The sequence below is a fragment of the Bradyrhizobium sp. P5_C12 genome (genome assembly GCF_054049735.1).
Genome location: NZ_JBFULU010000015.1, coordinates 1 through 13,269 on the forward strand (window position 1 = coordinate 1; position 13,269 = coordinate 13,269).

The following is a 13,269-nucleotide window of genomic DNA, read 5'->3' on the forward strand; positions in this document are numbered from 1 at the left end:
TGATCGCGGAGGGCCTTGCCTTGATCGACAAGGCGATGCGCCATCGCCGCAGCGGGCCCTACCAGATCCAGGCGGCAATCGCCGCGCTGCATGCGCGCGCCGCGACGCCGGCGGAAACCGACTGGGCGCAGATCGACCTGCTCTATGGCGCGCTCGAGGTGGTGCAGCCCTCGCCGGTGGTGACGCTCAACCGCGCGGTGGCGGTCTCCAAGGTGCGCGGACCGCAGGCCGCGCTCGACTTGATCGAGCCGCTGGCGCCGAAACTCGCCAACTACTTCCATTTCTACGGCGTGCGCGGCGCCTTCCTAATGCAGCTCGGCCGCAACGACGAAGCCCGCATCGCCTTCGACCGCGCCATCGCCCTCGCCAACACCTCGGCCGAGGCCGCCCATATTCGCATGCATCTCGATCGCCTGATCCGGGACAGCCAGCCGAAGGGCGCCAACGGCGGCGCCAGGCAGGGCGCGAAGGTGAAATGACGGCTTGCCGTCATTCCGGGGCGGTCCGCAGGACCGAACCCGGAATCTCGAGATTCCGGTCTGGTCCTTCGGACCATCCCGGAATGACGAGCCAAAAAATCTCATTCCGTCTTGTCGGCCTCAGCCTCCTCCCTTCGTCTTAATCCCGTATCCAGGGAGCTACCTATGCTGAAAGCCATTGCCATCATCGCCCTCGTGCTCGCGGTCGGACTTGCGGGCGTCCTCGTCTTCGCGTTGACGAAACCCGACACCTTCCGCGTCGAGCGCTCGCTCGCCGTGAAGGCGCCGGCCGATGCCATCTATCCGGTGGTCGCCGACTTCCGCTTCTGGACCAACTGGTCGCCCTATGAGAACCGCGACCCCGCCATGAAGCGGACCTTCGGCGGAAGCGCGCGGGGCAAGGGCGCGACCTATGCCTGGGACGGGAACAACAATGTCGGCGCCGGCCACATGGAGATCCTCGAGGCGAGCACGCCGTCGAAGCTCCGCATCAAGCTCGATTTCGAGCGCCCCTTCGAAGGCCACAACACCGCCGAGTTCACCTTTGTGCCGCAAGGCGATGCCACACTGGTCACATGGGCGATGTATGGTCCGGCTCCGTTCATGTCCAAGCTGATGCAGGTCTTCATGAACATGGACAGCATGATCGGCAAGGACTTCGAGGCCGGCCTCGCCAGCCTGAAGAAGCTCACCGAGAAATGACGCGGTTCACGCCCAAGGAAGGAAAAGGAGAGAAACGATGCTCAATCCCTATCTGTTCTATCAGGACACCTGCGAAGCGGCGTTCAACTTCTACGCCAAGACGCTCGGCGGCAAGATCGATGCGATGATGCGGTCCTCGGACGCGCCGCCGGACATGCCGGCCGCGCCGGGCCGCGAGAAGATGATCATGCACGCGCGGCTGTCGCTGCCCGACGGCAGCGTGCTGATGGCCTCCGACGTGCCGGCCGAGCACTTTCACAAGCCGCAGGGCTTTTCGATCTCGTTCACGGTCACGGACCCCGCGGACGGTGAGCGCAAGTTCAACGCGCTCGCCGACGGCGGCTCGGTCACCATGCCCTACAGCAAGACGTTCTGGGCCAAGGGCTTTGGCATGTGCGTCGACAAGTTCGGCATTCCCTGGATGGTGAACTGCCCGGCGGAAGGAATGTGACCGGCGCGACCGCCTGAATGCACAAGCGGAGATCCCCCTCCCTCCGTGATTGCGGGGGAGGGGCACGTCGTCACCTCATACGCGCCGATCGGCCGCGCGCGTTCTCAACGGACCGATCCCGTCACGTCCTCGCTCGGCGGCGCTGACGGAACGCAGCGAGGGCAGATCACGAGCTTGGTGCCGAGCTGCCTGTCATTCTCCGCTTCGATCTCGTCATGGACCACCCACCATGCATCGGAGTAGGGGCGCAACGTGCCGAGCACTCTTTCCCGTTCCTGATTGGGATCACCCGCGACGGGGGCTTGATTCGTTGCGCGACGCTTCGTGATGGAGGGCCGGTTCGGATCCTGGCCGAGGCCATCCCATGCGATCGGGCGGCGCTCCTGCGCCGGTGCGACTGTGCATCCCGTGATCGCTGCGCAAAAAGTGAGCAGGACGAAGCCGTATCGCATCATGCCGGACCTTCAGTGCGGTACGCGACACGCAAAAATCCGCGTGGGAAACTTTGCATCGCGTCGGTTAAATGGAACTTAAGGGAAACGAGGTGGCCGGCATGGCCGAGTATCGAATCTTGCTTCGCAAGACTTTGCGAGAGCAGTGAGGCCGCATCGTGAAAAGGTGCGGACCGCATCGCACAACAACTGGCGCAATATTAGGCTGTGAACTCCGCGTCAGAATCGTTAATTGTGGTTCATAATTTCTACAAACCAGGGTGGGCGTGACTTGGAAGGGGAGCGACCGATGGCGGCGGCGCTGCAAATCAATTTTGCTCTTTGGGGAATGCTGATCTGCGCAAGCGTGAAGCTGGCGCCGTTGATTCAGACTCTCCTTTAAAAGAACAGCCAGTTTGTGACGGTCATGGCTCCCTCTGCGAGCACGTAGAGCCAGCCGACGGTTGCGATCGCGCTCGCCGACAGAAACGTCAGGGCGAAGGCATGTTCGCTCGCTTTGCGTGAAGGTGATGACGGCGTTTGCCCATCGGCGAGTCCGTCGTTGCCGATGATGGCCATGAACGCCTCCGCAGAGATCGAGTCGTGGCGTTAGATATGCCAAGCCAACTTGGCGTTAGTATGACGCTGTTCGCAGATGCAGCACATTTCCGCCGACGCTGCGCGTCGCGTCAACTCACCAGCAACGCGATGAGCGTGAAGCTGACGCTTGCGACGACAATCATGGGAACAATGTAGTTGCGCGGTCGCAGTGTCCGCGCTGGCGGCCTTCGCCGGCGCGGCGGCTCGGCTGCCTGCCATGCGGGCTGTGATGGCGCGCGCGAAGCCGGCACGCCCGAGCCAATATACTTCACATAGAGCTCGAGCAGGCGCAGCTCGGACGGAAGGTCCATCAGACCCTCGCGGTCGCGCTGCGACAGCAGTTCGAATTCGAGGGTTTCTTCGAAGCTCAGCTGGCCAAGGACAATGCGTCCCTGATCCGACAGGCGGTAGCGGAAATCGAGGGGCTGCATGGCAAGCGACCCGGGTGAAAATGAACGATCTTGAAAAAACGCGACCATCGTATTCTGCGACCACTGCTGAGATGTGACGGTCCCGCTTCGCGAGCCCCGAGAGAGCCTCAGTCTGGCCGCGATCATCATAGTCGGTCGTGAAAAAGCCGGAAACCGCGTAAATTGGGCAGGCGTTGCGAAGCGCTTGAGCGGAATCGGCGTCCGGAGCGGCGGGATTTCCGGGAAATGCCTAATCGCCGGACACCGGCGCGTTGATCCAGGTCACGCTGCTGCGGACCGTCGAATCGTCACCGGCAGCGCGGATAGATCGCGGCGAGATCGCGGCCCTTCAACAGAAGCAATCGCGACGAGAGACCGCCGTGGCGGCTGATCCAGTCGCGCACCGGGCCGGGATAGGCTCGCAGCACTGCTTCGGATGCTTCCGGTTCGGCGTAAAAGCGCCCGCGCCGGTCGACCGAGCGCGCTGCATGGAAGCCGAGCACGGCGCGTTTCGTGACACAGATGCGCTCGTCCGGCACGATGCTCAGCACCAGCGTGCAGGCGGACAGGCAGGGACCGTCGATCACCACGCGCTCGCCGCTCTCGCGCACCCTCTCGAACAGGTCGAGGAACGGCCCGACCTGTCCGCCCGGTGACTGGATGATGCGGATTTCGGCGGAAGCGGGCGCGGCGGCGAAGAGTGCTGATGCCAGCATCCAGACTTTCATGAAGGAGACGCGTCGCATGGTACTCTCCGCACATTCGATGCCGTAGGGTGGGCAAAGCCACCGGGTCGCGCGAATGTGCGCCCGATGACAGGCTCCGCGTGCCCACCAATAGCACCGCAAATCCGGAGAGATTGTGGGCACGGCGCGTCGCGCCTTTGCCCACCCTACCAGGTTCACCCGTTCCGCCGCTGCCCGCGCAGCGTCGGCAGACCGATGCCCGACGCATCGAAGCCGCCATCGACGGCCAAAATTTGGCCGGTGATGTAGCTCGATCGATCCGAGCACAGGAAGAAGATCGCTTCCGCGAGTTCCTCTTCCAGGCCGTAGCGGTTGAGTGGAATGGCATCGTGATAGTCGGCGCGGATCTCCGGGGTGTGCACCTGCTTGGCCATCGCGGTGTCGACCGGCCCCGGCGCCACCGCATTGACGCGGATGTTGAGAGACGCGAGCTCGACCGCGAGCTGCTTGGTCAGATGCGCGAGCCCGGCCTTGCTGGTGCCGTAGGCCGAGCGCAAGGTCGAGGCGCGCACCGCCGAGATCGAGGTGATATTGACGATGGCGCCGCCGCTGCCGTCGCGCATCAACGGCACCGCCGCCTTGGTGCAGAGGAGCGGGCCGGTGAGGTTGACCTCGAGCACGCGACGCCAGTCGGCGTCCGACGTCTCCATCAGCGGCGCGAACACGGCAATTCCGGCATTGTTGACGAGTGCATCGAGCCGGCCGAACTGCCGCCCGATCGCCTTGATCGCGGCGCCGACCGCGGCCACGTCCGAGACGTCGCAGGTCAGCGCCAGCGTCGCCTCGTTTTGGTCGATCTCGGCGACCGCGCGGCCGAGCAATTCGCCCTCGATGTCCAGCAGCGCCACCCGCCAGCCCTCGGCCAGAAATTTCCTGGCGGTCGCAAGCCCGATGCCACGTGCGGCGCCGGTGACGAGGGCGACTTTTTGCGGGTCTTGCGGCATCTGCTGATCTATCCTGTGTCCGGGAGGTCGGTTGCGCGAGCGCCGGCTCCTTTTACTGCCTTTTCGTTCTGGCAAGAAAGGCCTTCAGACCATGCCGATCGATCCCGACGCGATCCCGCGCGAGGAATGGCGGCCAGGTGTGACGACGCGCATGGTGACGTCGGCGCGCAACGGCGCATCCGCGCTCTGCATCTTCGAGCAATGGGTCGATCCCGGCGCCGGCGCGCCGACACACAGCCACCCGGTCGAGGAGGTGCTGACGGTGCGCGCGGGCGAAGCCGAGATGTGGATCGAGGACGAGCATGTCGCGGTCACGGCGGGCCAGTCGCTGCTGGTTCCCGCCGGCTGCAAGCACGGCTTTCGCAATTCGGGCACGGCGACGCTGCACGTCCATGCCGTGCTGGCGTCGCCGGTGTTCGAGGCGTTGCCGGAAGGGGCAAGCCAGTTGACGCGGCGGTGGGAGCGGTAGGTTTGCACGGACCTCGGCGCTGGAACGCGGAGGGCGCAATGAATGCAACTGCCGTAAGGGTTACATCGGCCCGTTGAACAATGTGAACCACGCGAACAAGCAGCTCGGCTCCGAAACTTCGCGCAGTAACAGTTATGTCTTTCACAGTGCGATCATTCTGAATCCATATGCATGGCGATGGGCGAAGCGCTACGCTTACTGGTGCGACAAAAAAGACGTCGGACGGTGCACGCCAATTCGCGCCGGAAGTTATGTCGGTATCAGTGCGGCTGATGCGTCTTGCAATGGAGTCCAGGAGAGATGCGATGATGCCCGACGACCGCGAGCGCCTGATTCGAAGCCTGTTCGCCGCCTATCTCGCCAACGACCGGCATGGGGTCAGCGATGCGCTGGCCGACGATTTCCGCTTCACCAGCCCGTTCGACGACGACCTCGACAAGGCGAGCTATTTCGAACGCTGCTGGCGGGATACCGGCTGGGTCGCGCGCCACGACATCGAACGCATCTTCGTCCGGGGCGACGAGGCCTTCGTCACCTACCATTGCCTGGCAACAGATGGCAGGAGTTTTCGCAACACCGAGTTTTTCACCTTCGCCGGCGGCAAGGTCCGCCGCATCGAGGTCTATTTCGGCGCCGCCTTCCAGGACGGCCGGTTCCTGCCGCAGCCGCGCTGACGCGTTGGGAACGCTGACGCGTTGGGAACAATGACCTCCGAAATAATTTCCGCGCCCCTGTCGGTATCGTAGAACCTCGCTCGTCTTACAGGGGAGCACAGGCCGGATCGGCCCCCCTCAAGTGAATGTCAGGGAGCACATCGATGCGTTTCATGGTGATCGTCAAGGCAAACCAGGACACCGAGGCCGGCAAGATGCCGAGCACGGAGATGCTGGCGGCGATGGGCAAGTTCAACGAGGAAATGGCCAAGGCCGGCGTGATCGAGGCGGGCGAGGGCCTGCATCCGACGGTGAAGGGCGCGCGCGTCAAATATTCGGCGACCGAACCCGGCGTCACCCGCGGCCCGTTCGCTCTCTCCCCCGACCTGATCGCCGGCTTCTGGCTGATCAAGACCGGTTCGCTGGACGAGGCGATCGGCTGGATGAAGCGCGCGCCGTTCGATCCCGGCTCCGAGATCGAGATCCGCCAGGTGTTCGCGGCCGAGGACTTTGGCGAAGCCTTCACGCCCGAACTGCGCGAGCAGGAAGAGCGTACGCGCGCATATGCGGCGAAGAAGTAGACGCGAGGACTTGCCATGCGATTCATGATGCTGATGATCCCGCTCGGCTACGAGACCGCGCCGCCGGACGTTCAACTCGATCCCGAACGCGTTGCCGCGATGATGCGCTACAACGAGGCGCTGAAGGATGCCGGCGTGCTGATCACACTCGACGGCCTGCATCCGCCGTCGATGGGCGCGCGCGTCACGTTTGCGACCGGCGTGCCGATCGTGACCGACGGCCCCTTTGCCGAAGCCAAGGAAGTTCTCGGCGGCTACTGGATGATCGAGGTCGCCTCGCGCGAGGAGGCGATCGCCTGGGCGAAGCAGTGCCCGGCCTCCGCCAATGAAGTCATCGAGATCCGGCAGGTGCAGGAGATGGCCGACTTTCCGCCGGAGGTGCAGGAGGCCGCCGCCGGCTTCGACGACCTGAAGAAGTAGCCGAGACGGCCGCGGATCAAGTCGCGGCTTCGTCAATCCATCATCCATCAACAAAGGAGAGAACCAATGAGCACCGATACCTATCTCGCCGTCTTCCTCGGCAGCAAGACCAGCCCGAATTGGGCCGCATGGAACGCGATGTCCGAGACCGAGCGGAAGGCGAAGGAGCTGGAGGGCATCGCGGCCTGGAAAGGCTGGGTCGAGAAGCATCAAGGCGCGATCCAGGCCATGGGCGGCCCTCTCGGCAAGACCAAGAAGGTCGACGGCAAGGGGGTCGCCGACATCGCCAACGAGATGGGCGCCTTCACCGTGGTCCGCGCAGCCTCCCATGAAGCCGCAGCCAAGATGTTCGAGAACCACCCGCACTTCGCGATCTTCCCCGGCGAACGCGTCGAGATCATGCCGGTGCTGCCGATTCCCGGCGGCTAGGCACGTACATCGTCATTCCGGGGCGCCCGAAGGGCGAACCCGGAATCCAGAGGTTTTGGCGCGAGATTGCGGGTGCGATGCTGGCGCATCGCCCCGGAATGACAGTGAAAATACGGGTTCACCAAATCCGGCCTGCGCTAGTGACCTTCACGCGCGGCTCATGTAAAAGCCGTTCACATGAGCTGGCGCAAGGAGACGCGCCGCGCCGAGCGCGGCTATCACCACGGCAATCTGAAAGAAGCCCTGTTGCAGGCGGCACTCGGGCTGATCGCCGAGAAGGGTGCGGCCGGCTTCACCTTTGCCGATGCCGCGCGCATGGCCGGCGTCAGCGCGGCGGCACCGTACCGGCATTTCCGCGACCGTGACGAGCTGCTGTCCTCGATCGCCCAGCGCGGCTTCGAACAGTTCGAGTCTCGCCTGACCGCGGCCTGGGACGACGGGCGTCCAGATACGGTCACGGCGTTCGAACGGGTCGGCAGGGCCTATCTCGCCTTCGCCCGCGAGGAGCCGGCGTTCTACAACGCGATGTTCGAATCGGGCCTGCCGGTCGATGCCAATCCGGCGCTTCAGGCGGCGAGCGAACGCGCCTTCAACATCATTCGCGCCGCGGCCGAACGGCTTGCGGCGCTCGCGCCGCCCGGTACGCCGCGTCCGCCGGCGATGATGATGGCGCTGCACATCTGGTCGATGGCGCACGGTGTGGCATCGCTGTTCTCGCGCGGCGACGCCGCGCGGCGAAAACTGCCGATGTCGCCGGATGAGCTGCTCGAGGCCGAGGTGCTGATCTATCTGCGCGGGCTCGGCTTCCCGACCGACCGGCGTCCGCCGGCGAAAAGCGCCGAGCCGCCGCCGGTGCCACCGGAGGCTTCCTCCGGTTCCGGCGTGCCTCCCGGCGGTCCCTGGGGCAAGCCGAAATAAAGTTGCGCAAATAATTTGGCGACCCTGTCAGGCGGCTGGCTTGACAAAATCGCGGGATAAGCTAGCTATGTAAATGTTATTTACATTCACAACGGCGCAGATGCCGTCATGGAGATGGGAAATGGCCTACACCGCTGATGTCAATCGATGGCGCGGCCCCTCGGACCAACACTATGAGCGCCCCCATATGCTCGACACGCCCTGGCATCCCGGCTGGATCGCCGTGACCATCCTCGGCTTCATCATCTGGTGGCCGATCGGACTCGCCCTTCTCTTTTTCACACTCGGGAGCAGAAAAATGGGTTGCTGGAGCCACCAGGATCGCTGGCAGAACAAGATGGAGCGGATGCAGTACAAGATGGACCGCATGCGCGGCCGCATGGAGCGCCGCGGCTTCGGCTTTGGCTTCGGTCCGCCCACGAGCGGCAACCGCGCCTTCGACGAATACCGCACCGAGACACTGCAGCGGCTCGAGGAAGAGCAGATCGAGTTCAGGAATTTCCTCGATCGTCTGCGTCACGCCAAGGACAAGGAAGAGTTCGACCAGTTCATGGCGCAGCACAAGACCCGTCCGACCCCGCCGCCGAACGATCAGCCGCCGCAGGGCTGATACGGAGGCCGAGACCTCTCAAAGCCTTCAGGCACATGCCTCCAAAGCCCTGATGGCCCCGAGCCGCCCGCCTGCGCATCCCGCAGGCGGGCGGTTTGGTTTTTGGGGGGAGCCTTACCTCTCCCCGCTTGCGGGGAGAGGCATAGGCCGCCTTCGGCGGCCGTTCTAAGACACGCCGAAGCGAAGCTTCGGCTATGTCGCTCTTGCGATCCGGGTGAGGGGGTACAGGTCTATCAACGATCTCGCGTGTGGAGAGAGGCCCCTCACCCCAACCCTCTCCCCGTAAGAACGGGGAGAGGGAGCAGGTCGAGCTCCCGAACCGGCGCACAGCTCACCGACACAAAAGACGCATGGAACTCCGCACCCGATTGCTCCTCGGCGTGACCGTCTTTGCGGTGCTGGGCTATATCGGCCTCGTCTATGGCGGCTGCGCCGTTGATCCCGATTGCCATTTTCGTCTCTGTCCAGGCGGGCGCACGTTTTGCGGCGTGGTCCATGCTCATGTGCAGGGGCCATAGAACCCGATCCGTCTGAGCCTCGACTAAGCCGTGAGCGCGCGTTGTCCGCGCGCATCGACGGGTGAGGCCATGACAGACGCCGGATGCAGGCAGATCAGGCAGCGGATCGCACGCTTCGAGCGTGCGTCGGCGCTGTTCGATCGGCACGGTGCCTCGGTGCCGTTCGCGATCGCATTCCTCAACGGATGGCCGACGGAGATCAAATTCTATCCGGAGCTCGTGGTCGGCAACGCCTGGAAGGTCTTTCTCAGCCTCGCCCTCTATCAGCTCGCTGCGTTCGCGCTCAGGCGCGCCGTCTCGTTCGCGACGGCGGATCTCGCCCCATGATCCTGCTCCGCGATTTCGCGCTCTTCGTCCTTCCCGCCCTGGTCGCGGCGGGCGGCTGGCTTTATGCGCTCAGCCTGCGCAAGCAGCCCCGGCCGGGCCGCGCGCGCAATGGACGCGTCCCGACATGACTGGCGCGGTGCTTCGTCGCATCGCCGGAAGGTTCAGCTTGCGGTGGCGAGCTGCGCGCGAACCGACGCCAGGAAGTGTTCGTAGGCGTGGTCCACGATCTCGTTGAGCGATCGCGTTCGCGCGAACATCGCCTTGGCCTCGGCGAGAAACTCCTCGCGGGTCGGTATCTTCGGCAGATGCAGATGTGTCAGCGCATCGACGCCTTCATGGGCGCGATTGAGGATGTCGTGCAGCGTCGGCAGCTGCAGCTGGGCGAGGTCGGCCCGGCGCCGCGCCGATGAGATCGCGTGCGCCAGCTTCGGCGCATCGAACCGTCCGGCAAGCTCGCGAGCCGCCCGATTGATGACCCGTGCGCCCAGCGGCTGCTCGTTGCGCAACACCTGTTCGGGCGGTGCCTTCATGTTCCAGACGACGCCGACCCAGGACAACGCCTTCAGGATGTAATAGGTCACGTCGATCTCCCACCAGCGAAAGCCTTGGCGCACGCTGCTCTGGTAGGCGTGGTGATTGTTGTGCCAGCCCTCACCGAGCGTGAAGAACGCCAGCAGCCAGTTGTTGCGGGAATCATCGCCCGTCACGTAGCGCTTGCGTCCATGCACATGGGCGAGCGAGTTGATGCAGAAGGTCGCGTGATAGAGCAGCACCGTGCTCCACAGGAAGCCGACGACCAGGCCGGACCACCCCGCAACCAGGAAGCACAGCACTGCAAGCGCAACGGCCGGCAGCAGTTCCAGCCGGTGCAGCCACATCAGCTCCGGATAGCTCGCGAGATCGCCGACTTTCACGAGGTCGGTCGCATCGTGCTGCCGGGAAAAAATCCAGCCGAGATGGCTGTAGAGGAAGCCGCGATGACGCGGCGAATGCACGTCGATCTCGGTGTCGGAATGCAGATGATGGTGTCGATGCTTGGCCGCCCACCACAAGACGCTCTTTTGCGCGGTGCTCTGCGCGAGACAGGCCAGGATGAACTGAAACACCCGGCCGGTCGCGAATGCCCGGTGCGAGAAATAGCGGTGGTAGCCTGCCCCGATTGCAAACATGCGCAGGCCATACAGTGACACGCAGATCGCGACGGCCGGCCAGGTGATGCCGGTCCAGATGGCGGCGACGCAGCCGAGATGGACCAGCAGGAACGGAAGGACGGAGGGATACATGATGTCGTCGTGCTGGTCGTCGGCGGAGGCGGGGGGCGACATGTTTGCGGCGTGACCTTGGATGAAGGGGATGGGAATTCGGCCGGCAGCGCGAAACGCCGCCGCGTGTGAAAAACCCCGCGGATGGCGTGCCACCGCGGGGTCTTGAACGAGATGCCTTGCCGGTACCCCCGGTCAAAGCAGTCGGCCGACAAATCGATAATTGAGCATATGATCTCGAATGCCTGGTATGCAAGCACGTAGTCTCACGGGAACCGCGCTGCGGCGCTCGGCCGCTGGTCAACTTGGCGTGCGGGCCGCGGACGACCTATATTCGTTGGCTGAGAAGCAAGCGGCAAAGCACCGGAGGCTGCGATGGCGGGAGCTGCGACCGTGACGAGCGGCGACCTCTGGCGACAGATTCGCGGCGAGGCGCGACGCGCGGCCGCCGCCGATCCTGTGTTCGGCACGGTCCTGGCGGGCGCCATTCTCGTCCATGACGATTTCGCCGCCGCCTTGTCCGATCTGATCGGGCGACGGCTTGCTGACAGCGCCGCCACGCGCGCGCGCTTCACATCATTCGCCAACGAGGCCTTTCACGGCGAGCCGGACCTGGTCGAGGCGGCGAGCTGCGACTTGCAGGCCATCGCGTTTCGCGATCCGGTCGTCGCCGGCCTGTTGCCGCCGCTGCTGCATTACAAGGGTTATGCGGCGCTGCAAGCCTGGCGCGTCTCGAACTGGTTCTGGCGGCGCGGCCATACCGACGCGGCGCTGCTGTTTCAGAACGAGGCGTCGAACGTCTTGCAGGTCAGCATTCATCCGGCCGCGCAGATCGGGTCGTCGGTGTATCTCGACCACGCCACCGGCATCGTGATCGGCGCGAATGTCGTGATCGGCGACGAGGCCACCATCCTCCAGAACGTCAGCATCGGCCGCCGTGGCGAACTGCCGACGCGCTCGCCCCGCATCGGCCGCGGCGTCTTCATCGGCGCCGGCGCGACCATTCTCGGCGATCTCAGCATCGGCGATTTCGCCAAGGTCGGCGCCGGCACGGTGGTGACATCAGACGTGCCGGGCGGCTGCACGGCGGTCGGCAATCCCGCGCGACTGACCAATTGCCCGGAACCCGCGTCAGCGGCCTGACGGGCCGATCGGATCATCAGATTCAATCTCCGGAGAGTGCAATGAAGACGGCAATCGTGATCGGGGTCGGCCCGGACCGCGGGCTCGGGGCCCGGCTCTGCAAGCGCCTTGCGGCCGATGGGCTCAAATTGATCGTCGCGGGCCGGACGCTGTCGGCGCTGCAGGCGGTTGCCGGCGACATCCAAAAGGCTGGCGGCGCGGCCGTCCCCTTCGTCGCGGACGCCACCAGGGAGAGCGACATAATCGCCTTGTTCGATGCGGCCGGCGACAACCTCGATCTCGCCATCTACAACGCCGGCAACAACACGCCGGGCAAGATCATCGAGATGGAGGCCGACTATTTCGAGCAGGCCTGGCGCGTGGTCTGCTTCGGCGGCTTCCTGTTCGGCCGCGAGGCGGTGCGCCGCATGGCCCCGAACAAGACCGGCACATTGCTATTCACCGGCGCCAGCGCCTCGCTGCGCGGGCGCTCCGGCTACGGCGCGTTCAACTCGGCGAAGGCGGGGCTGCGCACGCTGGCGCAGGCCATGGCCAAGGAATACGCGCCCGACGGCATTCATGTCGGCCATGTCGTGGTCGACGGCGCCATCGCCGGCGACAAGATTCTTACGCGGTTTCCCGATGCGGCAGGCCGCGAGGACAGCCTGATCGACATCGAAGGCATCGTCGATGCCTTCACCTTCCTCTATCGCCAGCCCGAACGCGCCTGGTCATTCGAACTTGATGTCCGGACGTCGAGGGAGAAGTGGTAGATCGCGGTCCGACGGATCAGGCGGCAGCCTTGTTCTTGATGGCACCAATGATCGCGGTGAGTATCGCCCCGCCGGCGCCGCCGGCGACAACCTGTGATACGACGCCGCCAACGCTGAGATTTCCCGATTGCGCTGCGGCCATGACGGACGGAAGCAACAACGTTACGATCTGGCCGAGCACGCCACCGCCGACCAGACCGGAAATGACGTTTCCAGCCATTCCGAGATCAAATGTCGGCGAAGACTTGCCCGCGCCAATTCCACCAAGTGCGCCTGAGACGAGGTTGATCAGAATCTGTTCCATGGGGATCTCCCGTATAACGGGCAGCCCATCAGCCACCACCATCGGTTGACGAGCGGCCCATCCGGCACTCTCAGGCGGTTTGCTGATAAAAACAATAGAGCCGTGTCGCCGATCGCGAGG

The 13,269-nt window shown here is 64.4% G+C and carries 21 protein-coding genes and 1 pseudogene; 15 read left to right on the top strand and 7 right to left on the bottom strand.

Annotation, left to right across the window (positions count from 1 at the left end; genetic code table 11):
* The 3 genes and pseudogenes from ACXJMY_RS15630 to ACXJMY_RS15640 all read left to right on the top strand — a co-directional run.
* Positions 1-479: pseudogene (locus ACXJMY_RS15630) on the top strand (RNA polymerase sigma factor); the annotation flags it as partial.
* Between the two features lie 165 nt (positions 480-644).
* A complete protein-coding gene (gene kdpF / locus ACXJMY_RS15635; RefSeq protein ID WP_456620231.1) occupies positions 645-1,181 on the top strand; it encodes a K(+)-transporting ATPase subunit F in 537 nt (178 codons plus the stop codon).
* A gap of 37 nt (positions 1,182-1,218) precedes the next feature.
* Complete coding sequence (locus ACXJMY_RS15640; protein WP_456620232.1) at positions 1,219-1,632, top strand: VOC family protein; 414 nt, start codon at positions 1,219-1,221, stop codon at positions 1,630-1,632.
* A gap of 104 nt (positions 1,633-1,736) precedes the next feature.
* Here ACXJMY_RS15640 and ACXJMY_RS15645 read toward each other — a convergent pair whose 3' ends face one another.
* The 5 genes from ACXJMY_RS15645 to ACXJMY_RS15665 all read right to left on the bottom strand — a co-directional run bounded on the left by ACXJMY_RS15645 (position 1,737) and on the right by ACXJMY_RS15665 (position 4,763).
* Positions 1,737-2,087 carry a hypothetical protein gene (locus ACXJMY_RS15645; protein WP_456620233.1) on the bottom strand — a complete coding sequence of 117 codons (351 nt, stop codon included), beginning with the start codon at positions 2,085-2,087 and terminating at the stop codon, positions 1,737-1,739.
* A gap of 375 nt (positions 2,088-2,462) precedes the next feature.
* Positions 2,463-2,642, bottom strand: a complete 180-nt coding sequence (locus ACXJMY_RS15650; protein ID WP_456620234.1) for a hypothetical protein — start codon at positions 2,640-2,642, stop codon at positions 2,463-2,465.
* 110 nt (positions 2,643-2,752) lie between these two features.
* A complete protein-coding gene (locus ACXJMY_RS15655; protein WP_456620235.1) occupies positions 2,753-3,142 on the bottom strand; it encodes a hypothetical protein in 390 nt (129 codons plus the stop codon).
* 239 nt (positions 3,143-3,381) lie between these two features.
* The gene (locus ACXJMY_RS15660; RefSeq protein ID WP_456620360.1) at positions 3,382-3,801 is read right to left on the bottom strand and encodes a hypothetical protein; all 420 of its coding nucleotides are present in this window, start codon (positions 3,799-3,801) and stop codon (positions 3,382-3,384) included.
* Positions 3,802-3,974: 173 nt separating this feature from the next.
* Positions 3,975-4,763 (bottom strand): SDR family NAD(P)-dependent oxidoreductase, encoded by a 789-nt coding sequence (locus tag ACXJMY_RS15665; RefSeq protein WP_456620236.1) that lies wholly within the window; start codon positions 4,761-4,763, stop codon positions 3,975-3,977.
* 91 nt (positions 4,764-4,854) lie between these two features.
* On the opposite strand from ACXJMY_RS15665, the gene ACXJMY_RS15670 reads away from it, so the two are divergent.
* From ACXJMY_RS15670 to ACXJMY_RS15715, 10 genes are all read left to right on the top strand, one after another.
* Positions 4,855-5,232 (top strand): cupin domain-containing protein, encoded by a 378-nt coding sequence (locus tag ACXJMY_RS15670; RefSeq protein WP_456620237.1) that lies wholly within the window; start codon positions 4,855-4,857, stop codon positions 5,230-5,232.
* Positions 5,233-5,540: 308 nt separating this feature from the next.
* A complete protein-coding gene (locus tag ACXJMY_RS15675; protein ID WP_456620361.1) occupies positions 5,541-5,906 on the top strand; it encodes a nuclear transport factor 2 family protein in 366 nt (121 codons plus the stop codon).
* Between the two features lie 143 nt (positions 5,907-6,049).
* Positions 6,050-6,466 (top strand): YciI family protein, encoded by a 417-nt coding sequence (locus tag ACXJMY_RS15680; protein ID WP_456620238.1) that lies wholly within the window; start codon positions 6,050-6,052, stop codon positions 6,464-6,466.
* A gap of 15 nt (positions 6,467-6,481) precedes the next feature.
* Positions 6,482-6,886: a YciI family protein gene (locus tag ACXJMY_RS15685; RefSeq protein WP_456620239.1), complete on the top strand. Its 405-nt coding sequence runs from the start codon at positions 6,482-6,484 to the stop codon at positions 6,884-6,886.
* Between the two features lie 66 nt (positions 6,887-6,952).
* A complete protein-coding gene (locus ACXJMY_RS15690) occupies positions 6,953-7,315 on the top strand; it encodes a hypothetical protein (protein ID WP_456620240.1) in 363 nt (120 codons plus the stop codon).
* A gap of 177 nt (positions 7,316-7,492) precedes the next feature.
* Positions 7,493-8,233: a TetR/AcrR family transcriptional regulator gene (locus tag ACXJMY_RS15695; RefSeq protein WP_456620241.1), complete on the top strand. Its 741-nt coding sequence runs from the start codon at positions 7,493-7,495 to the stop codon at positions 8,231-8,233.
* A 121-nt stretch (positions 8,234-8,354) separates the two neighbouring features.
* Positions 8,355-8,843: a DUF2852 domain-containing protein gene (locus tag ACXJMY_RS15700; RefSeq protein ID WP_456620242.1), complete on the top strand. Its 489-nt coding sequence runs from the start codon at positions 8,355-8,357 to the stop codon at positions 8,841-8,843.
* Between the two features lie 350 nt (positions 8,844-9,193).
* On the top strand, positions 9,194-9,361 hold the full coding sequence (locus tag ACXJMY_RS15705; protein ID WP_456620243.1) for a hypothetical protein: 168 nt from the start codon (positions 9,194-9,196) through the stop codon (positions 9,359-9,361).
* Between the two features lie 69 nt (positions 9,362-9,430).
* A complete protein-coding gene (locus ACXJMY_RS15710; protein WP_456620244.1) occupies positions 9,431-9,688 on the top strand; it encodes a hypothetical protein in 258 nt (85 codons plus the stop codon).
* Entirely contained in the window at positions 9,685-9,816 is a 132-nt protein-coding gene (locus ACXJMY_RS15715) for a hypothetical protein (protein ID WP_456620245.1), read from the top strand. The genes ACXJMY_RS15710 and ACXJMY_RS15715 overlap by 4 nt, the downstream gene beginning before the upstream one ends.
* 33 nt (positions 9,817-9,849) lie before the next feature.
* Here ACXJMY_RS15715 and ACXJMY_RS15720 read toward each other — a convergent pair whose 3' ends face one another.
* Positions 9,850-11,013 carry an acyl-CoA desaturase gene (locus tag ACXJMY_RS15720; RefSeq protein WP_456620246.1) on the bottom strand — a complete coding sequence of 388 codons (1,164 nt, stop codon included), beginning with the start codon at positions 11,011-11,013 and terminating at the stop codon, positions 9,850-9,852.
* Between the two features lie 312 nt (positions 11,014-11,325).
* Here ACXJMY_RS15720 and ACXJMY_RS15725 point away from each other — a divergent pair, with 312 nt between their 5' ends.
* The gene (locus tag ACXJMY_RS15725) at positions 11,326-12,093 is read left to right on the top strand and encodes a serine O-acetyltransferase (protein WP_456620247.1); all 768 of its coding nucleotides are present in this window, start codon (positions 11,326-11,328) and stop codon (positions 12,091-12,093) included.
* A 41-nt stretch (positions 12,094-12,134) separates the two neighbouring features.
* Positions 12,135-12,845 (top strand): SDR family NAD(P)-dependent oxidoreductase, encoded by a 711-nt coding sequence (locus ACXJMY_RS15730; protein ID WP_456620248.1) that lies wholly within the window; start codon positions 12,135-12,137, stop codon positions 12,843-12,845.
* Between the two features lie 16 nt (positions 12,846-12,861).
* Here ACXJMY_RS15730 and ACXJMY_RS15735 read toward each other — a convergent pair whose 3' ends face one another.
* Positions 12,862-13,149 (bottom strand): hypothetical protein, encoded by a 288-nt coding sequence (locus tag ACXJMY_RS15735; protein ID WP_456620249.1) that lies wholly within the window; start codon positions 13,147-13,149, stop codon positions 12,862-12,864.
* Positions 13,150-13,269: the final 120 nt, after the last annotated feature.

What these genes read in the sequence shown, in the direction of transcription:
- ACXJMY_RS15680 (WP_456620238.1), top strand. Translation starts at nt 6,050, where the DNA reads ATGCGTTTCATGGTGATCGTCAAGGCAAACCAGGACACCGAGGCCGGC.
- ACXJMY_RS15730 (WP_456620248.1), top strand. Translation starts at nt 12,135, where the DNA reads ATGAAGACGGCAATCGTGATCGGGGTCGGCCCGGACCGCGGGCTCGGG.
- ACXJMY_RS15665 (WP_456620236.1), bottom strand. Translation starts at nt 4,763, where the DNA reads ATGCCGCAAGACCCGCAAAAAGTCGCCCTCGTCACCGGCGCCGCACGT.
- ACXJMY_RS15685 (WP_456620239.1), top strand. Translation starts at nt 6,482, where the DNA reads ATGCGATTCATGATGCTGATGATCCCGCTCGGCTACGAGACCGCGCCG.
- ACXJMY_RS15695 (WP_456620241.1), top strand. Translation starts at nt 7,493, where the DNA reads ATGAGCTGGCGCAAGGAGACGCGCCGCGCCGAGCGCGGCTATCACCAC.
- ACXJMY_RS15655 (WP_456620235.1), bottom strand. Translation starts at nt 3,142, where the DNA reads ATGGTCGCGTTTTTTCAAGATCGTTCATTTTCACCCGGGTCGCTTGCC.
- ACXJMY_RS15710 (WP_456620244.1), top strand. Translation starts at nt 9,431, where the DNA reads ATGACAGACGCCGGATGCAGGCAGATCAGGCAGCGGATCGCACGCTTC.
- ACXJMY_RS15705 (WP_456620243.1), top strand. Translation starts at nt 9,194, where the DNA reads ATGGAACTCCGCACCCGATTGCTCCTCGGCGTGACCGTCTTTGCGGTG.
- ACXJMY_RS15670 (WP_456620237.1), top strand. Translation starts at nt 4,855, where the DNA reads ATGCCGATCGATCCCGACGCGATCCCGCGCGAGGAATGGCGGCCAGGT.
- ACXJMY_RS15660 (WP_456620360.1), bottom strand. Translation starts at nt 3,801, where the DNA reads ATGAAAGTCTGGATGCTGGCATCAGCACTCTTCGCCGCCGCGCCCGCT.
- ACXJMY_RS15645 (WP_456620233.1), bottom strand. Translation starts at nt 2,087, where the DNA reads ATGATGCGATACGGCTTCGTCCTGCTCACTTTTTGCGCAGCGATCACG.
- ACXJMY_RS15715 (WP_456620245.1), top strand. Translation starts at nt 9,685, where the DNA reads ATGATCCTGCTCCGCGATTTCGCGCTCTTCGTCCTTCCCGCCCTGGTC.
- ACXJMY_RS15675 (WP_456620361.1), top strand. Translation starts at nt 5,541, where the DNA reads ATGCCCGACGACCGCGAGCGCCTGATTCGAAGCCTGTTCGCCGCCTAT.
- ACXJMY_RS15690 (WP_456620240.1), top strand. Translation starts at nt 6,953, where the DNA reads ATGAGCACCGATACCTATCTCGCCGTCTTCCTCGGCAGCAAGACCAGC.
- ACXJMY_RS15720 (WP_456620246.1), bottom strand. Translation starts at nt 11,013, where the DNA reads ATGTCGCCCCCCGCCTCCGCCGACGACCAGCACGACGACATCATGTAT.
- ACXJMY_RS15640 (WP_456620232.1), top strand. Translation starts at nt 1,219, where the DNA reads ATGCTCAATCCCTATCTGTTCTATCAGGACACCTGCGAAGCGGCGTTC.
- ACXJMY_RS15735 (WP_456620249.1), bottom strand. Translation starts at nt 13,149, where the DNA reads ATGGAACAGATTCTGATCAACCTCGTCTCAGGCGCACTTGGTGGAATT.
- kdpF (WP_456620231.1), top strand. Translation starts at nt 645, where the DNA reads ATGCTGAAAGCCATTGCCATCATCGCCCTCGTGCTCGCGGTCGGACTT.
- ACXJMY_RS15725 (WP_456620247.1), top strand. Translation starts at nt 11,326, where the DNA reads ATGGCGGGAGCTGCGACCGTGACGAGCGGCGACCTCTGGCGACAGATT.
- ACXJMY_RS15650 (WP_456620234.1), bottom strand. Translation starts at nt 2,642, where the DNA reads ATGGCCATCATCGGCAACGACGGACTCGCCGATGGGCAAACGCCGTCA.
- ACXJMY_RS15700 (WP_456620242.1), top strand. Translation starts at nt 8,355, where the DNA reads ATGGCCTACACCGCTGATGTCAATCGATGGCGCGGCCCCTCGGACCAA.